17 protein-coding genes and 1 pseudogene are annotated in these 17,069 nt (G+C 72.1%); 5 read left to right on the top strand and 13 right to left on the bottom strand.

Translation table 11 applies throughout. The features are described 5' to 3' along the window. Positions 1-207 precede the first annotated feature (207 nt). The 6 genes from fbaA to ACF07S_RS23290 form a co-directional block, all read right to left on the bottom strand. Positions 208-1,239, bottom strand: coding sequence for a class II fructose-bisphosphate aldolase (gene fbaA / locus ACF07S_RS23265; RefSeq protein WP_391962846.1), 1,032 nt, complete (start codon positions 1,237-1,239; stop codon positions 208-210). 184 nt (positions 1,240-1,423) lie between these two features. Then, the gene (gene pyrE / locus ACF07S_RS23270) at positions 1,424-1,975 is read right to left on the bottom strand and encodes an orotate phosphoribosyltransferase (protein ID WP_391963056.1); all 552 of its coding nucleotides are present in this window, start codon (positions 1,973-1,975) and stop codon (positions 1,424-1,426) included. A gap of 31 nt (positions 1,976-2,006) precedes the next feature. Next, on the bottom strand, positions 2,007-2,798 hold the full coding sequence (locus ACF07S_RS23275; protein WP_391962845.1) for an aldose 1-epimerase: 792 nt from the start codon (positions 2,796-2,798) through the stop codon (positions 2,007-2,009). Positions 2,799-2,900: 102 nt separating this feature from the next. Then, complete coding sequence (locus tag ACF07S_RS23280; protein WP_391962844.1) at positions 2,901-3,824, bottom strand: SRPBCC family protein; 924 nt, start codon at positions 3,822-3,824, stop codon at positions 2,901-2,903. Positions 3,825-3,913: 89 nt separating this feature from the next. After that, positions 3,914-5,587, bottom strand: coding sequence for a polyamine aminopropyltransferase (locus tag ACF07S_RS23285; RefSeq protein WP_391974998.1), 1,674 nt, complete (start codon positions 5,585-5,587; stop codon positions 3,914-3,916). A 59-nt stretch (positions 5,588-5,646) separates the two neighbouring features. Next, complete coding sequence (locus ACF07S_RS23290; protein ID WP_391962842.1) at positions 5,647-6,180, bottom strand: DUF2617 family protein; 534 nt, start codon at positions 6,178-6,180, stop codon at positions 5,647-5,649. Between the two features lie 862 nt (positions 6,181-7,042). Between ACF07S_RS23290 and ACF07S_RS23295 the strand changes: the two genes are divergently transcribed. Continuing rightward, complete coding sequence (locus ACF07S_RS23295; RefSeq protein ID WP_391974999.1) at positions 7,043-8,233, top strand: pyridoxal phosphate-dependent aminotransferase; 1,191 nt, start codon at positions 7,043-7,045, stop codon at positions 8,231-8,233. Between the two features lie 271 nt (positions 8,234-8,504). On the opposite strand, the gene ACF07S_RS23300 is transcribed toward ACF07S_RS23295, so the two are convergent. Next, positions 8,505-8,768 carry a type II toxin-antitoxin system RelE/ParE family toxin gene (locus ACF07S_RS23300; protein ID WP_391962818.1) on the bottom strand — a complete coding sequence of 88 codons (264 nt, stop codon included), beginning with the start codon at positions 8,766-8,768 and terminating at the stop codon, positions 8,505-8,507. Continuing rightward, complete coding sequence (locus ACF07S_RS23305; protein WP_391962817.1) at positions 8,761-9,030, bottom strand: type II toxin-antitoxin system Phd/YefM family antitoxin; 270 nt, start codon at positions 9,028-9,030, stop codon at positions 8,761-8,763. Before ACF07S_RS23305 ends, ACF07S_RS23300 begins: the two co-directional genes overlap by 8 nt. A gap of 112 nt (positions 9,031-9,142) precedes the next feature. Here ACF07S_RS23305 and ACF07S_RS23310 point away from each other — a divergent pair. After that, positions 9,143-9,583: pseudogene (locus ACF07S_RS23310) on the top strand (aminotransferase class I/II-fold pyridoxal phosphate-dependent enzyme); the annotation flags it as partial. Between the two features lie 64 nt (positions 9,584-9,647). Here ACF07S_RS23310 and ACF07S_RS23315 read toward each other — a convergent pair. Further along, positions 9,648-10,463: an NAD(P)H-binding protein gene (locus ACF07S_RS23315; RefSeq protein WP_391975000.1), complete on the bottom strand. Its 816-nt coding sequence runs from the start codon at positions 10,461-10,463 to the stop codon at positions 9,648-9,650. Positions 10,464-10,548: 85 nt separating this feature from the next. Between ACF07S_RS23315 and ACF07S_RS23320 the strand changes: the two genes are divergently transcribed. Next, positions 10,549-10,971, top strand: coding sequence for a winged helix-turn-helix transcriptional regulator (locus tag ACF07S_RS23320; RefSeq protein WP_391962815.1), 423 nt, complete (start codon positions 10,549-10,551; stop codon positions 10,969-10,971). Between the two features lie 467 nt (positions 10,972-11,438). Here the strand turns inward: ACF07S_RS23320 and ACF07S_RS23325 are convergent, their stop codons facing one another. Both ACF07S_RS23325 and clpB read right to left on the bottom strand, forming a co-directional pair. Further along, complete coding sequence (locus ACF07S_RS23325) at positions 11,439-11,966, bottom strand: YbjN domain-containing protein (protein WP_391962814.1); 528 nt, start codon at positions 11,964-11,966, stop codon at positions 11,439-11,441. Positions 11,967-12,141: 175 nt separating this feature from the next. Next, the gene (gene clpB / locus ACF07S_RS23330) at positions 12,142-14,739 is read right to left on the bottom strand and encodes an ATP-dependent chaperone ClpB (protein WP_391962813.1); all 2,598 of its coding nucleotides are present in this window, start codon (positions 14,737-14,739) and stop codon (positions 12,142-12,144) included. Between the two features lie 125 nt (positions 14,740-14,864). Between clpB and ACF07S_RS23335 the strand changes: the two genes are divergently transcribed. Then, a complete protein-coding gene (locus tag ACF07S_RS23335) occupies positions 14,865-15,281 on the top strand; it encodes a pyridoxamine 5'-phosphate oxidase family protein (RefSeq protein WP_391975001.1) in 417 nt (138 codons plus the stop codon). A gap of 153 nt (positions 15,282-15,434) precedes the next feature. On the opposite strand, the gene ACF07S_RS23340 is transcribed toward ACF07S_RS23335, so the two are convergent. Both ACF07S_RS23340 and ACF07S_RS23345 read right to left on the bottom strand, forming a co-directional pair. After that, a complete protein-coding gene (locus ACF07S_RS23340; protein ID WP_391963053.1) occupies positions 15,435-15,731 on the bottom strand; it encodes a (2Fe-2S)-binding protein in 297 nt (98 codons plus the stop codon). Positions 15,732-15,771: 40 nt separating this feature from the next. Beyond that, positions 15,772-15,918 (bottom strand): hypothetical protein, encoded by a 147-nt coding sequence (locus tag ACF07S_RS23345; RefSeq protein WP_391962811.1) that lies wholly within the window; start codon positions 15,916-15,918, stop codon positions 15,772-15,774. Between the two features lie 105 nt (positions 15,919-16,023). On the opposite strand from ACF07S_RS23345, the gene ACF07S_RS23350 reads away from it, so the two are divergent. After that, complete coding sequence (locus ACF07S_RS23350) at positions 16,024-17,037, top strand: helix-turn-helix transcriptional regulator (protein WP_391975002.1); 1,014 nt, start codon at positions 16,024-16,026, stop codon at positions 17,035-17,037. Positions 17,038-17,069 lie beyond the last annotated feature (32 nt).

Below are 17,069 nucleotides of genomic sequence, written 5' to 3' on the forward strand. Positions count from 1 at the left end.
GGTACCTCCCGCTCGAGCGAAGCCGGGAGGGCGGGAGGGCGGAGAGCGGCGGCATCAGCGCGGTCGTGGGCAGCAGGGCGGTGCCGGCGGCGAGCGCGGACCGGCCGACGACGACACAGCCGCACGTCGCGCATGCGGCGGGCACGCGGAAGAGCCCGGCACCGCGGTGGGTGCCGGGCTCTTCCGCACTCGGGTCCCGCGGGCGCCCTACTTGATGCGGGTGCCCGTCGAACGCAGGTTCTGGCAGGCCTCGAGGACGCGGGCGGACATCGACGCCTCGGCCAGCTTGCCCCAGGTGCGCGGGTCGTAGGTCTTCTTGTCGCCGACCTCGCCGTCGACCTTCAGGACGCCGTCGTAGTTGCGGAAGACGTGGTCGACGACCGGACGCGTGAAGGCGTACTGGGTGTCGGTGTCGATGTTCATCTTCACGACGCCGTTCTCCAGCGCGGTGAGGATCTCCTCCGGGGTGGAGCCCGAGCCGCCGTGGAAGACGAAGTCGAACGGCTGGGAGCCGGCCGGCTTGCCGTACTTGGCGGCGACGCCCTCGTTGAGCTCCTTCAGCAGCTCGGGACGGAGGACGACGTTGCCCGGCTTGTACACGCCGTGCACGTTGCCGAAGGACGCGGCCAGCAGGTAGCGGCCCCGGTCGCCGAGGCCGAGGGCCTCCGCGGTGCGGACGGCGTCGTCGACCGTGGTGTAGAGGGAGTCGTTGATCTCGTGCGAGACGCCGTCCTCCTCACCGCCGGTCGGGGTGATCTCGACCTCGAGGATGATCTTCGCGGCGCGGGCGCGCTCGAGGAGTTCCTGCGCGATGGAGAGGTTGTCGGCGAGGGTCTCCGCGGAGCCGTCCCACATGTGGGACTGGAACAGCGGGTTGCGGCCGGCCCCGACCCGCTCCTCGGAGACCGCGAGCAGCGGACGGACGTACCCGTCGAGCTTGTCCTTGGGGCAGTGGTCCGTGTGCAGGGCGATGTTGACGTCGTACTTCTCGGCGACGATGTGCGCGAACTCGGCCAGCGCGACCGCGCCGGTCACCATGTCCTTGTTGTGCTGGCCGCCCAGGAACTCGGCGCCGCCCGTCGAGATCTGGACGATGCCGTCGCTCTCCGCCTCGGCGAAGCCGCGCAGTGCCGCGTGCAGGGTCTGGGACGAGGTGACGTTGATGGCCGGGTAGGCGAACTTCCCCGCCTTCGCCCGGTCCAGCATCTCGTTGTAGACCTCGGGAGTTGCGATGGGCATCTGTCCGCTCCTCTTAGCATTGCGGGTTGGCGTACTGCGTACTGTCGGCCCTGACCTGGAACCTTGACTGCGACGTCATTGTCGGGCCCATCCTCCCAGACTTGTCCGGCGGGTCGGCCGCGCCGCTCAAGTCGTTATGCCGGGCGGGGCCGGGCGGGGAGGGCGGGCCCGTGCGGGGGCCGCGTCAGTCGAGGCCGAGTTCGTCCTTGGCGTAGGCGAACAGGTACGGCACCCCGGCGCCCTCCCGGATCTTCTCGGCGGCGCCGGTGGCCCGGTCCACGATGGTCGCGACGGCGACGACCTCCGCGCCGGCCTCGCGCACGGCCTCGACGGCGGTGAGCGGGGAGCCGCCGGTGGTGGAGGTGTCCTCGACGACGAGGACCCGGCGGCCCCTGATGTCCGGGCCCTCGACGCGCCGCTGGAGCCCGTGCGCCTTGGCGGCCTTGCGGACGACGAAGGCGTCCAGGCGGCGGCCCCGCGCGGCGGCGGCGTGCAGCATGGCGGCTGCGACCGGGTCGGCGCCCATGGTGAGCCCGCCCACCGCGTCGAACTCCAGACCGTCGGTCAGGTCCAGCAGCACCTGGCCGACCAGCGGGGCGGCCTCGCCGTCGAGGGTGATGCGGCGCAGGTCGACGTAGTAGTCGGCCTCCAGACCGGAGGAGAGGGTCACCCTGCCGTGCACCACGGCCTTGTCCTTGATCTGCTGCAGCAGCGCGCCGCGTGCGCCCGGCGGCATTGCTGCGTTGACGTCACTCATGACAGCCAGCTTAGAGGCGGGTCCAGCTCCAGGTGGTCGAGGCCTCCAGCGGCTCCAGGGGCGTGACCAGGCGCGGGTGGCTGTTCAGCCCGTCCGGCGGGCCGGTCTGCGGCTCCACGCACACGGCTTCCCGCTGCTCGTCGTAGACGACGACCCACTCCTCGCGGCTGGTCACCCTCAGTTCCAGCCGTCCCGGCCAGGTGAGGGTGACGTCGACGCCGCCGGGCATGCCGAAGCAGTCGTCCCACGGCCCGGGCTTCGCCTCGACGCGGTGCCCGGTGGGCAGGTGGTCCTCGCCCCGCTCCTCCTGCCAGGCCGGAGCGAAGTCGATCCGCACGTCCTCGCCGTCGCCGAGGGAGCGGTTGAACCAGGGGTGCCAGCCGATCTGCGCGGGGAAGGACGACTCGTACGTCTCGACGCTCATGGTCAGCGTCAGGGAGTCCCCGGTGAGCGCGATCCGCTGGGTGACGCGCCCCGGGTAGGGCCAGGGCTCGACGAGGTCGTACGTGAGCACCGCCTCGTCCGTGCCGGTCCGGGCGGTGCGCCAGACGGCGTCGCGGGCGGTGCCGTGGATGGCGTGCGGCGGGGCGTTGAGCGGCATCTGGCGTACGGTCGCGCCGTCCCGGAACCGGCCCTCACGGATCCGTCCGCACCAGGGGACCATCGGGAAGCACCCGAACCGCTCCCCCTGCCGCAACAGCTCGACGCCCCCGACCCGCAGCCCTCCGACCCGCCCGCCGTTGCCCGGCAGCACGGTCACCTCCGCGTCACCCGCGGTCAGCGTGATGTCTCCGTTACTCACGCGACGACCCTACTGGTGCGATCAGGGAGGCGTCGCCTCGCGGGGGCGCCGCATCGGCACCAGGACGCGGCGGAGCCGGCGGGGCCGTCGTCGCGACCGCTGTCAGCGGCGTCTGCGGAGGGTCTTGATGGCGACGACCGCCGAGGCGACCGCCAGGGCCGCCGCCGGGGCGGCCCAGCGCAGGGGGCTGGGGGACACGACCGTCTGGGGGGCGGGGACGGGGGCGTAACGGCCGCGGGGCGGGGCGTGGTCCACTTCCTCGGCGCTGCGGCCGATCATCGTGCGCCGGGCGTGGGCCGCTTCGGCGACGGAGTCGTCGTCCCGCGCACCGGGGTCCTGGGACGGAGGCGGGACGTCCCTGTCGGGCACGGGCGGACCCACCGGGTCCGGGGCGGCCTTCGAGGGCGGTGCGTCGTCTCCGTCCGCGGCGGCCCCGGAGGGCGACGTCTCGTCCGCGTCCGCGGCGGGTCCGGGGGACGGTGCGTCGTCCGCGTCCGGGGTGGTGTCGAAGTCGGTGGTGGCCCGCGGTTCGAAGTCGCCCGCCGCCAGGTGCTCCGGCGACGGCGGGCCGCCGGGGTCCGGTGCCCCGCCGTCCCGTTCCTCCGCCGCCACGGCGCCCAGGTTCTCCGCGAAGCGGTCCAGCAGGCGCGACACCGCCGCGGCCACCGCGTCCGGCGGGAACTCCGTGACCCGGCCGTCCGCCGTCGCCGTGCCGTCGACGGTGAGGGTGGTGCCGGCGTCCGCCGGCCGCAGGCCCAGCCGAAGCGCGAGCCGCACCGAGCCGCTGCCCCGCGTCTCCACCGCGTCGCCCTCGACGGCGTAGGAACCGTCCCGCCGCGCGGACACCCGCACGGCGCCCCGGTAGGTGACGGAGTAGCTGCCGACGCGGACCTTCAGCCGGCCGGCGACGGGGTCCGCGCCGGCGTCGTGCTGGAGCCCGGGCACCGCCCGGGCGACCCGCGCGGGGTCGTCCAGCACCTCCCTGAGCCGCTCCGCCTCGACCGGAACGAACGCCTCGTGCTCCATGACAGCGGAGCCTACCCACGCGGCGCCGGGCTTGTACCCCCGTCGGCGGGAAGTCGCGGCGCGTCGGCACGGGACGCGGGAGGGGAGGATCAGCCGGCGTAGCGGGGGTGCACCAGGGTCGACGGCGGGAGGCCGGGGACCCGGGTGCGCCCGGCGGCCCTGACGTCCGCCGCGAGGGAGGCGTCGGTGAGCGTGCGCGGGCGCGGCCCGGACGGGTCCAGGCGCGGCGCGGGAACGTGCCGGGCGGCCAGCACGAACCCCCAGTCACGGTGGACGCGGGCGGTGTCCACGGCGCTGCGGTCGGGCCCCGCGGCGAAGCCGGCCTGCCGCCCGCGGGTGCGGTACGCGGCGGTGCGCAGTCCCGCCGCGCGGAGGGTGGAGTCCACGGTCCAGAAGTCGCGGGGGCGGGACGCCACCGCGCCCCCGTGCACCACGAGCCGCCCGCCGGGTGCCAGCACCCGCCGGGCCAGGCCGTAGAACTCCTGCGAGTACAGCTTGGTGTTCGCGGTGATCCCCGGGTGCGGCAGGTCGCAGACCACCACGTCGTACGCCGCCGCGGGCGCCCCGCGCAGCCAGTCGAAGGAGTCCGCGACGGCGACGCGCACCCGGGGGTCGTCCAGCGCGTGCGCGTTCAGGGCGGACAGCGCCGGGTCCCGGCGCGCCAGCCGCACCACGCCCGCGTCGGCCTCGACCACGTCGACCCGGTCCACCCCGGTGTGCCGCAGCACCTCGCGGACGGCCGGCCCGGCGCCGCCGCCGAGGACGAGCACGCGGGCGTGCGGCCCGTTCATCGCGGGATGCACCAGCGCCTCGTGGTACCGGAGTTCGTCCCGGCCGCCGACCCGCAGCCGCCCGTCGAGGAACAGGTTCAGGGGCCGCCCGTCCCGCCCTCCGGTGAGCAGTACCTCCTGGACGTCGGTGCGCAGGGCCACCCGTACGTCCGAGCCGTAGATGGCGTCCCGGGCGGCCCGCTCGAAGTCGTCGACGAGGACGGCGGCCGAGGCGAGGACCGCGAGCACGCAGACGTTGGCGGCCGCCAGCAGCCGGCGGGCGCGCCGCGCGAGGTCCCGCCGGAACAGTCCGAGCACCAGCGCGCCCCCGACGACCGCGTTGACGGCACCGGTGATCAGCGCGCCCGTCAGCTGGCCGAGGAACGGCAGCAGGAGGAAGGGGAAGGCGAGCCCTCCGACCAGGGCGCCCACGTAGTCCGCGGCGGACAGGTCGGCCACCGCGCCGCCCGCGTCCTGGCGGCGGATCCGCTGGATCAGCTCCATCAGCAGCGGCACCTCGGCGCCGATCAGCAGCCCGGTGGCGAGGGAGAAGGCGACCAGCAGGGAGCGCGGGCCGTTCGCCCACACGCCGCCCCAGTCGCCCGTCCAGGCGAACACGGCGTACAGGGCCATCGCACTGCACCCGCCGACCAGCGCCAGGGCCGCCTCGACGGCACCGAAGGCGGCTGCCGCGTGCCGCCGCAGCCGTTTCGCGGCCAGGGATCCGATGCCCATCGCGAAGACCATCACGGACAGCACCACGGACGCCTGGGTGACCGAGTCGCCCATCAAGTACGTGGCCAGCGCCACGAGTTCCAGTTCGTACACGAGGCCGCAGGCGGCGCAGACGAACACGCCCGCGAGGACCAGGAACCGCCCGGTGTCCTGCCGCACGGGCAGCGGCGCCGGGCCGCCCGCGTCGCCGCCGGTTCCGCCCCGCCCGTCCCAGGGCGGTGCGGGGCGGGGTGGGGCCGGGGCCTGCGGTTCGATCACTCCAGCGACGTTACGTTACGCCTCCGGAGCGCAACGTCACCCACACGCGTGAAGTTTGTTCAATCTCGCCCGATATCGGCATGGGCGACCACTCTCATTCCCACCTTCGTCCGCGTCACCACCAGCTGCCCGTCCTGCGGATAGGCGTGCCAGGTCCGCCAGTGGAGCCGGCCCTCGTGCCGCTGGGCGAGCATCGCCGTGAACGCGTGCGGACTGCCGGGGAAGACCCCGGCCAGACCCTGCGGATGGTCGGAGACCAGCGCGAGCAGCTCCTGGGCCCGGCCCGCGAAGGACCCCGGGGTGAGCACCTCCACCCGGGCGGCGAACTCGTACTCCCAGTCGCCCACCCGCTTGGCCACGCCCAGCGGAAGCGGCGTGCTGCTGCCCGGGATGCACGCCACCGTCTCCGAGCAGAGACCCCGCTCCTCCTCCACCAGCACCTGGTGGGACGCGCCGAGCAGCCTCAACTGCAGCTTCGCCCCCCGCAGTTCGAGATCGAGCGTGGCCAGCGCGGGAAGCGGCTCGCGTCCCAGGGCCCAGGCGAGGTCGGCGGCACGCGTGTCGGAGTAGGCGGTGTTCAGGGTCGTGAGCATGGATCGGCTCCGCAAGCACACAAGGGAGGGAGATGGGGGTCCGCGCGCCCCGGCCGCACCGGGGAACTCGGCCCGTCAGCCCGGTCGCCCGGCCGGAAGAGGGTCCGCGGGAAGTCCGAGGGGCTGCGTCGGCGATTTATAGGGAATCATGAACTGTGGCGCCACCACAGCGTTTTTACCCAACTTCGTGGGCTTTCCATCCCCTAGGGGGCTCCTCAGCTCACCTGTTCCACCTCGGCGTACGCCCCCGGAGGACGGCGTGCGCCGATGCGCCCCTCCGCCCACCGCTCAACCGGAACCGGGCTCGCCGCCACCACGCAACGGCGAAGCGGGGCCCGCCCAGGCGCGGACCCCGCTGTCGCGGATGCGTCGCCCCCGAAACGGAGGCGGATCGCCGGTGTCAGCTACCGCCGCCGCATCCGCCCCCGCCCCCGCCCCCGCAGGACGACCCGCCTCCGCAGGACGAACCGCCGCCCGAGGACGAGCCGCAGGAACTTCCGCCGCCGCCGTGGGAGTTGCCGTCCGACGACCCGCAGGCCGCGGCGCCGGCGCCACCACCCGCCCACCAACTGCTCTCATTGCTCCCGCTGTTGCTGTTGCCGCCCGATCCGGCACGGCCACGCGCCGGCCGGGCACCCGACCGCCGCCCGGCCCTGCGGGCCGCGGCCACGACGGCCCCGACGAACAGCGCGAAGAGCACAACCAGGATGATGCCGATGACCATGGCGCCACCCTCCTCTCGTTCCCCCGTGATGCCCGAAGCGGCCCCCCGTGGGCGCCTCGCTCACGTGCGTGACCGGGAGATGCCCTCCCCCCGCGCGGCCCAAAGCAGAGTTGAGGAACTCCAGAGCTTCGGCGCAGGATGACCGGCATGACCTCCAGCGCGCGTCCCCTCCTGAACCGCCGGCTCGCCGAGTTCGGAACGACGGTCTTCGCCGAGATGTCCGCCCTCGCCCTGCGGACCGGAGCCATCAACCTGGGCCAGGGCTTCCCCGACACCGACGGCCCCGAGGAGGTCAGGGAGGCCGCCGTACGGGCCCTGCGCGACGGCCGCGGCAACCAGTACCCGCCGGGCCCCGGCGTCCCCGAACTGCGCACCGCCGTCGCCGCGCACCAGCGGCGCCGCTACGGACTGACCGTCGACCCCGACACCGAGGTCCTGGTCACCGCCGGCGCCACCGAGGCGATCGCCGCCGCGCTGCTCGCCCTGGTGGAACCCGGCGACGAGGTGATCGCCCTGGAGCCGTACTACGACTCCTACGCCGCCTGCATCGCCATGGCCGGCGGCACCCGCGTCCCGGTGACCCTGCGCCCGCGCGAGGGGCGCTTCCGCCTCGACCTCGACGAACTGCGCGACGCCGTCACCGACCGCACCCGGCTGCTGCTGATCAACACCCCGCACAACCCGACCGGCACCGTCCTCACCCGCGAGGAGCTGGCGGTGATCGCCGAGCTGGCCGTGGAGCGCGATCTGCTCGTGGTGACCGACGAGGTGTACGAGCACCTGGTCTTCGACGGGGCCGAGCACGTGCCGCTGGCGACCTTCCCGGGGATGCGGGAGCGCACGGTGACCATCTCCAGCGCGGGGAAGACGTTCTCGTTCACGGGCTGGAAGGTCGGCTGGGTGACGGCGGCCCCTGGTCTGGTCGCGGCCGTCCGCTCGGCGAAGCAGTACCTGACGTACGTGTCCTCCGGGCCGTTCCAGTACGCCGTCGCTGAGGCCCTACGGCTCCCCGACTCATACTTCGAGGAGTTCCGCGCCGACATGCAGGCCAAGCGCGAACTGCTCGGAACGGGCCTGGAGCAGGCGGGGTTCACCGTCTTCCGTCCGGCAGGCACCTACTTCATCACCGTCGACATCCGCCCCCTCGGCGAGAGCGACGGCTTCGCCTTCTGCCGTTCACTGCCGGAGCGTTGCGGGGTGGTCGCGATCCCCAACGCGGTCTTCTACGACCACCGCGAGCAAGGCGCACCCTTCGTCCGCTTCGCGTTCTGCAAGCGGGCAAGCGTGCTGGAGAAGGCGGCATCCCGGCTCAAGTCGCCGGCCGCGTGACAGCCGTACGGTCTGGGCTCCTCCGCGAACCTCAGCCCCGCACCGGAGGAGTCACGTGCCAGCAGACACCCTCACGACGCATGGCCACGATGCCGGCGAGCGCTTCAGCGACACGAAACCGCACGTCGCCCTCCTGCGGCACGGTCTCCCCTCCCACTCCGGTCGGCCTGGCGCCTGCATCGTCCGCGGTGCAGGCTGTTACAGGCCCGGCATCTGCATTGATCCCGTGCTGGATCGGTGCTGGATGTTCCGACCCGACGTCAGGGAGTGCTCAGGTGTCGTAGACGGTGGAGCGGTGCCCGACGTGTACGACCCACACCACCAGCTCGCCGTTGTCGATTGTGTAGATCACGCGGTAGTCGCCTACCCGCAGGCGGCGCCGGTCGGGCTGGGAGACGAGGGCCGTGGTGTTGAACCCCATCGGGTCGTTCTCCAGTTCAGTCAGCTTGGCCAGGATGCGGAGGGCCACGTCTCGCGGCACCTTGCGGAGTTCGGCCTGAGCCTCGACCCGGAAGACGGTGCGGTACTCACTCACTGCGCGCCAGCGTCTCCCTCATGATGTCCTCGATCGGGACGCCGGGCGCCGGGTTGGTCATGCGCTCGTCGATGATCCGGTTGATCTCGCGCTCTTCCCACTCCTGGTATTTGCGCAGCACCTCGATGGACACCACGGCGGCGACCTGCTTGCCGCGCCGGGTGATGACGGTAGGCACGTCGTCCCGGTCGGCCCGCTCCACGACCTCGGCCAGGTGTGCCCGGACATCGCGGATCGACTCTATGGGCATGGGCTGTGTCATGTACCCAAGAGTACCGGGTGTCCCATGTGTACACAACAGCTCGCCATCGCTCGCGGTGCAGCTCTGTGGGCCCTCCTGCGAATGAGTGCGCGAACGAGTGCGCGAACGAGGAGTCGGCTGGGTGACCGGTACCGCAGAACTCGTGACCGCCGTCCGCTCCGCGAAGCAGTTCCTGACGTACGTGGCCTCCCGGCCCTTCCAGTACGCGGTCGCCGAGGCCCTCGCCCTGCCCGACACCTGCTTCGAGGAGTTCCGCGCGGACATGCCCGCCAAGCGGAACGTCCTGGCGGCGGGCCCGGGGGAGGCGGGCTTCTCGGTCTGCCGGCCCTCCGGCACCTGCTTCGTCACCGCCGGCATCCGCCCCCTGGGCGAGACCGACGGCATCGCCTTCTGCCGCGCCCTGCCGGAACGCGCGGGCGTCGTCGCCGTCCCCACGGCCGTCTTCTCCGACCACCGCGAGATGGGCGCCCCCTTCGTCCGCTTCGCGTTCTGCAAGCGGAAGCCGGTCCTGGAGGAGGCGGTCCGCCGGCTCGGGGCCGCGGGGACCCGCTGAACCCGGGGGAGCCCGGCCGGTCCCCCTTCGAGGGGCAGCGGCGCGTCACGATGCGCCATCCGCGTCAGCGTGCGCCGGGACGCATCGCAGCCGCGGTGTCCGCCGCAACGGCCAGCGCGTCGGTGAGCGGCCGGTCGAGCAGTCCCGCGAGGTCGGGGCTGGAGTTGCCGAGGAACCCATGGCGGACGCTGGAGGCGATCGAGGCGAGCATCGGCGGCTGGAACGGCAGCAGTGCGTCGTCCGCGAGGAGTCGGGCGCGGTACTCGCCGAGCCCGATCGCCCGGTGGGCGACGTCGAGGCGTTCGGCGACGTCACCGGCGGTGATCGGGTCGCCGACCAAGTCGTAGGTCCTGTCGGCGTGCGCGGTCGGGTGGCCGGCGACGATGGCCGCGGCTGCGGCCAGATCCGCCCGGGCCACCGCAGACAGAGCGCCATCGCCGAAAGCTGACTCCAGGCCGTGGGGTGTCCACGTCAGCAACGCTCCGAAGAGCTCGGCGTAGAGCCCGTTGCGCAGGATCGTCCACCCGAGACCGCTGGCCTTGACCAGGTCCTCAGTGGCGCGGTGGGCGAGCGCGAAGCCGAGGTGGTTCCCGGTGCCGGTCAGGCTGGTGTAGATCACGTGCGCGACGCCGTCGCGGACCGCAGCGTCGAGGAGCGCCCGGTGACGAGCGATGACCCGGTCGTCCTCGGCGTATCCGGCCGAGACCAGGACCAGCGTCGGGACACCGGTGAGGTCCAGGCCTGCGGGGTCGTCGAAGTCCAGGTGGCGCTGCCCGTCGGCGGGTGTCCGGCTGCCCCCCAGGGCGGGCACCTTCCGGTCGGCCAACTCCTGGAGCGTGAGGGAGGCGAGCTGTCCGTTCGCGCCGGTCACCATGATCATTGCGGTTCGATCCCCTACCGTGGTTCTCTTCAGTAACTACGGCGATCCTGAACCGGCTGTGGTCGGCCCACAAGAAGGCAGTTTCATGTCAGTGACGCACACCGATGTAACCGCTGGACCCGCAGAGCTGGAACCGTGCGGGCAGCCGGACCACCTCGACTGCGGGATCCGCGACGTCCTCGACCGCGTGGGTGACAAGTGGTCGGTCCTCGTGATCGTCGAGCTCGCGAACGGGGCGCGGCGCTTCCGGCAACTCCAGCGTGCCATCGACGGGATCTCCCAGCGCATGCTGACGCTGACCGTGCGCCGGCTGGAACGCGACGGGCTGGTACTCCGGACCGTCTACCCAACCGTGCCCGCCCGGGTCGACTACCGGCTCACCGGGACCGGCGCAAGCCTGACCCACCTCGTCAAGGCACTGGCCGACTGGTCACTCGAGCACCGAGGCGCCATCGCCCATGCCCGCCGGGCGTACGACGCGCGGCATCCCGACAACGAGATCCGATGACCGCCGGCGTCGACAACGTCATGACCCGCACCAGCCGTATCCGTCTGCGGTTGTCGCGGCGTACGCGACCGTCCGCGTCCCGCGCCTGCAAGCCGGTCACCCGCACGGATGGTGTGGGCCTCTCCGGTGGGGAGGGTGGGTGGTCCCGGGAGACGGACCGCGACCGGAGTCCGGCCCACTCGGGGACGGTGCCGTTCCGCCTTCGGCTCGCCGGGTGAGTCCCGGCCGGGGGTCACTCCCGGCGGTGCGCCGGGGGCCGGCACCTCGCCACCCCATGGGCGAGACGGTGCGGGCGGAGGTGCCCGCGGAGACGCCACCTCACCCGTGGATCGACCCGGTCGCCGCGGCGCGGCACACGAAAGCCCGGCCCCGCGACAGCCACCGGTGACGGCCGGCGCCCGGGGCCGGGCTCTCCCACGAACGCCGCGTACGTCTCCGTACCCGCCGAACGCCGTGCTCGGGACGCCCTACTCGTCGTCCCCGGGCTTGTCCGCCTCGTTGATCTCCTGCTCCAGGCCCAGCTGCTCGACGAGCCACTTGTCGAACTCGATCGCGGCCCGCACCCAGCTGACCGTGGAGGAGACGAAGTGCTCCAGGCTGACGCCCATGCCGATGAGCATCTGCGCCTCACCGATGAGACGGACGGTGCCGTCGTCATGGGTGTGGGTGTAGACCTTGGGCCACAGGGTGCGCCGGTTCCAGTCGTCGATGGACTCGAGCAGCTGCGGCTTCTCGTCGATCTGGTGCGGGCGGTCGTAGAACGTCCGAACGGAGAAGATCTGCTGGTCGCCCTCGCCGCGGAACATGAAGTAGGTGCGGAACTGCTCCCACGGCGCCGCGAGGTCACCCTCGTCGTCGACGACGTACTTGAGCTCCATCTGGTCGAGGAGCTGCTTCACGAGGTCCTGATCCGGGACGACGGGGCCCGCCGGTCCTTGCGGCTGCGGCTCGGGCTGGCCCCCGAAGTTTGGAATCGAGGACGGGTCGATGGTCACCGTGATTTTCCCTTCGTACGGATCCCGCCATCCTCCACCATGCGGGGAGGGGGGTGGCAAGCCCCGACGGGCCTGTCAGCCGAGGGCTGACTCGATCCGGTCAGTTCCGGGGTACCCGATGGAGGACGGGCCCAACGTCCGCGGGGGACATCGGGCCCGGAACCCCGAGGGCCGCTCAGAGTGACGTGCCGGTGGCCGGGCCCACCAGGAGGCCGTTCTCGAAGCGGTCCACCCGGACCGTGTCGCCGTCCTTGATCTCGCCGGAGAGGATCTCCCGGGCGAGCCGGTCGCCGATGGCGGTCTGGACGAGGCGGCGCAGCGGGCGGGCGCCGTAGGCGGGGTCCATGCCCTCCTCGGCCAGCCAGGCCAGGGCCTCGGGGGTGATCTCCAGGGCGAGGCGGCGTTCGGCGAGCCGCTTGGCCAGGCGGTCGATCTGGAGCCGCGCGATGCGTGCCAGTTCGGGCTTGGTCAGCGCGGAGAAGACCACGAGGTCGTCGAGGCGGTTGAGGAACTCGGGCTTGAAGGAGGTCCGGACCACCTCCAGGACCTGCTCCTTCTTCTCCGTCTCGGTGCGGATCGGGTCGACCAGGAACTGACTGCCCAGGTTGGAGGTGAGCACCAGGATGGTGTTGCGGAAGTCGACGGTGCGGCCCTGGCCGTCGGTGAGCCGGCCGTCGTCGAGCACCTGGAGCAGGATGTCGAACACCTCGGGGTGGGCCTTCTCCACCTCGTCGAGCAGCACCACGCTGTACGGGCGGCGGCGCACCGCCTCGGTGAGCTGGCCGCCTTCCTCGTAGCCGACGTACCCGGGGGGTGCGCCGACCAGGCGGGCGACGGAGTGCTTCTCGCCGTACTCCGACATGTCGATGCGGATCATGGCCCGCTCGTCGTCGAAGAGGAAGTCGGCGAGGGCCTTGGCGAGTTCGGTCTTGCCGACGCCGGTGGGGCCGAGGAAGAGGAAGGAGCCAGTGGGGCGGTCGGGGTCGGCGATCCCGGCCCGGGAGCGCCGGACCGCGTCCGAGACGGCGCGTACGGCCTCGCCCTGGCCGATGAGCCGCTTGCCGAGCTCGTCCTCCATGCGCAGGAGCTTCTGGGTCTCGCCCTCCAGCAGGCGGCCGGCGGGGATGCCGGTCCAGGAGGCGACGACGTCGGCGATGTCGTCGGCGCCGACCTCCTCCTTGACCATGGTGTCCCTGGTGACCTCCTCCTCGGCCTCGGAGGCGGCCTCCAGGTCGCGCTCCACGGCCGGGATCTCGCCGTAGAGCAGCTTGGAGGCGGTGTCGAAGTCGCCGTCGCGCTGGGCGCGTTCGGCCTGGCCGCGCAGCTCGTCGAGTTTCTCCTTCAGCTCGCCGACCCGGTTGAGGGACTGCTTCTCCTTCTCCCAGCGGGCGCCCAGGCCGCGCAGTTCCTCCTCCTTGTCGGCGAGGTCGCGGCGCAGCTTCTCCAGGCGCTCCAGGGAGGCGGCGTCCGTCTCCTTGCCGAGGGCCAGCTCCTCCATCTTCAGCCGGTCGACGGCGCGCTGGAGTTCGTCGATCTCCACGGGGGAGGAGTCGATCTCCATGCGCAGGCGGCTGGCGGCCTCGTCGACGAGGTCGATGGCCTTGTCGGGGAGGAAGCGGGAGGTGATGTAGCGGTCGGAGAGGGTGGCGGCGGCCACGAGCGCGCTGTCGGCGATCTGGACCTTGTGGTGGGCCTCGTAGCGGCCCTTGAGTCCGCGCAGGATCGCGATGGAGTCCTCGACGGTCGGTTCGGCGACCAGCACCTGCTGGAAGCGCCGTTCCAGTGCCGGGTCCTTCTCGATCCGCTCGCGGTACTCGTCCAGTGTGGTCGCGCCGACCATGCGCAGTTCGCCGCGCGCGAGCATCGGCTTGAGCATGTTGCCGGCGTCCATCGCCGAGTCGCCGCCGGCGCCCGCGCCGACGACCGTGTGCAGTTCGTCGATGAAGGTGATGATCTGCCCGTCGGAGCCCTTGATCTCGGCGAGGACGGTCTTCAGCCGCTCCTCGAACTCGCCGCGGTACTTGGCGCCGGCGACCATGGCGCCGAGGTCGAGCGCGACGAGCCGCTTGTCCTTCAGCGACTCGGGCACGTCGCCCTTGACGATCCGCTGGGCGAGGCCCTCGACGACGGCGGTCTTGCCGACGCCGGGTTCGCCGATGAGGACGGGGTTGTTCTTGGTGCGGCGGGACAGCACCTGCACGACGCGCCGGATCTCCTGGTCCCGTCCGATGACGGGATCGAGCTTGCCCTCGCGGGCGGCGGCGGTGAAGTCGGTGCCGAACTTCTCCAGGGCCTTGTACTGGCCCTCGGGGTCGGCGGTGGTCACCCGGCGCGCTCCTCTCGACTTCTGGAAGGCCTCCTGCAGTTTCCTCGCGGTGGCACCCTGCCGGGAGAGCACCTCGCCGGCGGCTCCACCCTTGGCGGCGAGGCCGATGAGGAGGTGTTCGGTGGAGAGGTACTCGTCGCCGAGGTCGCGGGCGCGGGCCTGGGCGTCCGCGACGACGGCGAGCAGTTCGCGGTTGGGCTGGGGCGGTGCCACGGTGGATCCGGTCACGCTCGGCAGGCCGGCGAGGACGCGCTCGGCTCCGGAGCGTACGGCCGCCTGGTCGGCCTCGACCGAGGCGAGCAGGTCCGTGATGTTCTCGTTCTCCTGTCCCTGGAGCAGGGCGAGCAGCAGATGCGCGGGGGTGAGGTCGGGGTGCCCGTCGGTCACGGCCCGGTTGCCGGCGGCGGCCAGCGCGTCCCGGCTCCGGTTGGTCAGCTCGGCGTCCACGTTCGCGTTCTCCTCCTTGGTGACCCTTCAGCGGCCTTCGTGGCTGACTCGGTCAACGTACACAAACTTGAGTCTATTCCACTCAATGTGGTGGGCGGGAGCATCCGTGGGGCTAAGTTCCGTGCATGGCTACCACGTATTCGGTGGATCCGGGCGATCCGGACGCCTCCTACCTCGCCTTCTGGCGGGAGAGGCACCTGTGCACGCTGACCACCCTCCGCCCGGACGGCACGCCGCACGTGGTGCCCGTCGGGGTGACCTACGACCCGCGGGCGCGGCTGGCCCGGGTGATCGCCAATGCGGCGAGCGCGAAGGTGCGGCACGTGCGGGCGGCGGGCGACGGGGGCGCGGCCGTCGCGGCGTGCCAGGTCGACGGACGGCGGTGGGCGACGCTGGAGGGCCGGGCGGTGGTCCGCACCGAGCGGGAGCGCGTCGCGGAGGCCGAGCGGCGGTACGCGGAGCGCTACGGCCGCACGCCGTCGCCGAACCCGGCGCGGGTGGTCATCGAGATCGCGCTCACCCGCGCCATGGGGCGGAGGTGAGGTCCCGGCGAGCGGCTGTTTCCGGCCACAGCGCGATCCGGCCGGCATCCTGAAATGTCCCGCGAAACTGCAGCGGCGTCACCGTGTTCAGGTCACGGTGACGCCGCTGCGGGGGGAAGCACCTGCGCGATCTGTTACGACGGGGGAATCGCGTCAGGCACTGCGGGGGGTGGCCGAGATGGTCCGGGGGGCGGGGGAGTCGGCCTCCACCTGCCGGCGGTCCCGCTGGTCCAGGTTCACAAAGATCATTCCGTACCGGATGGCGCACCGCACGGGCTTCGGCGCTCCCCGGGGCCGCCGCAGGCACCGGTACGCCCGTACGTCCCCGTCCTCGTCGCGGGTGACGACGACCGGCTCGCCGAAGACGGTCACCATCAACGAGTCACCGCTGTGGGGGATGGCGGTGACCAGGTCGATGAAGTGCCATCCGGACCGGTAGGCGGTCGCCATCTCCCTGCGGAAGGAGCGGTCGTCGGGTGGAGTGGTCACCTCAACGCCCCGGGTCGGCGACGATCGACGGCCAGTGGCTGTCGGCCTGGGTCCCGCTCTTCGCGTCGGAGTGACCGCTCAGCGCTCCGAAGGCCGCGACGGCGGAGAGGGCGGCTGCGAGCACCGAGCGAAGCAGTCTCTTGCGCATAGTCGGCTTCGTCCTCACGTGAAAGTCTCCTCGTTCCCCCGTCAGATAAGACGATGGCTCATTCGAACACATCATGGCCACACAATCGGTGCATCATGTTCCTGCATGTTCAGGACCCTGGGGGGTGGAGATTTCGTGGCAAATCAGACTAAGGCGGAGCATCCCCATGCGGTGACCGAACTGTGCGAGGCGGGCAGCCGACTTTATGCCAACGCCCTGCGGGCGGGGAGGCTCGCACGGCAGGAGGCGGAAGCCGCCCCCTGCCTGGTGGAACTCGCCCTGCTCCACCCCGATCCGGACGACGGGAACTGGCTGCGCCCGGTGTCGCCCGCGATCGCCCTGGCCCAGCGCCTCCACCCCATCGAGCGCGACATCGCCGACCGCCGGCGGCTGTCGATCCGGCTCGCGGACGCGTTCGAACCCTTCATGGCCCTGGGCACCCGGGCCATGAGCGACGAGAACTCGATCAGCGTGCTCGAGGGCAGCGAGCGGATCAACGCCGCGCTCGACCTGGCCGTCACCCAGTGCCGCACCGAGATGCTCACCATCCAGCCCAGCGACGACCGCTTCTCCGAACGCAGCATCATCCAGGGACTGGAACGGGACAAGCCCCTCATCGAACGGGGCGTGCGGATCCGCACGCTCTACCAGCACACCGCCCGCTACAGCCCTCAGAAGCGGGCCTACGTGGAGCAGCTCTCCGCGGGCCGGGTGGAGTACCGGACGATCGACGAGGTGGTCGAACGCCTCATCGTCTGCGACGAGTCGGTCGCCTTCATCCCCACCCGGGACGACCAGCAGGTGGCCCTCGAGATACGCCAGCCCGGTCTCGTCCGCTATCTGATCAAAGTGTTCGAGTTCATGTGGAGCCGGGCGGTGCCGCTGTCCGCCGGCGCGCCCTACGAGACGGCTCCCGGCGGCATCACCGACATCCAGCACTCCATCGCCAAGCTCCTCGTCGAGGGACACGTCGACGAGGCCATCGCCCGCCGGCTCGGCATGAACGTCCGCACCTGCCGCGCCCACATCGCCAAACTCGCCGCCACCCTCGGCAGCGGCAGCCGCGCCCAGCTGGGCTACCTCATCGCGCAGTCGGGGATCCTGCGGCAGGACCAGTGAGCCGGGGAGCGGGCCGCGCACGGCCGGCAACG

The organism is Streptomyces sp. NPDC016640, assembly GCF_043076215.1.
GTDB lineage: Bacteria > Actinomycetota > Actinomycetes > Streptomycetales > Streptomycetaceae > Streptomyces.

Bases quoted from the DNA above. Each gene is read 5' to 3' on its own strand.
- fbaA (WP_391962846.1), bottom strand. From the start codon at position 1,239: ATGCCCATCGCAACTCCCGAGGTCTACAACGAGATGCTGGACCGGGCG.
- pyrE (WP_391963056.1), bottom strand. From the start codon at position 1,975: ATGCCGCCGGGCGCACGCGGCGCGCTGCTGCAGCAGATCAAGGACAAG.
- ACF07S_RS23280 (WP_391962844.1), bottom strand. From the start codon at position 3,824: ATGGAGCACGAGGCGTTCGTTCCGGTCGAGGCGGAGCGGCTCAGGGAG.
- ACF07S_RS23290 (WP_391962842.1), bottom strand. From the start codon at position 6,180: ATGCTCACGACCCTGAACACCGCCTACTCCGACACGCGTGCCGCCGAC.
- ACF07S_RS23295 (WP_391974999.1), top strand. From the start codon at position 7,043: ATGACCGGCATGACCTCCAGCGCGCGTCCCCTCCTGAACCGCCGGCTC.
- ACF07S_RS23305 (WP_391962817.1), bottom strand. From the start codon at position 9,030: ATGACACAGCCCATGCCCATAGAGTCGATCCGCGATGTCCGGGCACAC.
- ACF07S_RS23315 (WP_391975000.1), bottom strand. From the start codon at position 10,463: ATGATCATGGTGACCGGCGCGAACGGACAGCTCGCCTCCCTCACGCTC.
- ACF07S_RS23320 (WP_391962815.1), top strand. From the start codon at position 10,549: ATGTCAGTGACGCACACCGATGTAACCGCTGGACCCGCAGAGCTGGAA.
- ACF07S_RS23335 (WP_391975001.1), top strand. From the start codon at position 14,865: ATGGCTACCACGTATTCGGTGGATCCGGGCGATCCGGACGCCTCCTAC.
- ACF07S_RS23340 (WP_391963053.1), bottom strand. From the start codon at position 15,731: ATGGCGACCGCCTACCGGTCCGGATGGCACTTCATCGACCTGGTCACC.
- ACF07S_RS23345 (WP_391962811.1), bottom strand. From the start codon at position 15,918: ATGCGCAAGAGACTGCTTCGCTCGGTGCTCGCAGCCGCCCTCTCCGCC.
- ACF07S_RS23350 (WP_391975002.1), top strand. From the start codon at position 16,024: ATGTTCAGGACCCTGGGGGGTGGAGATTTCGTGGCAAATCAGACTAAG.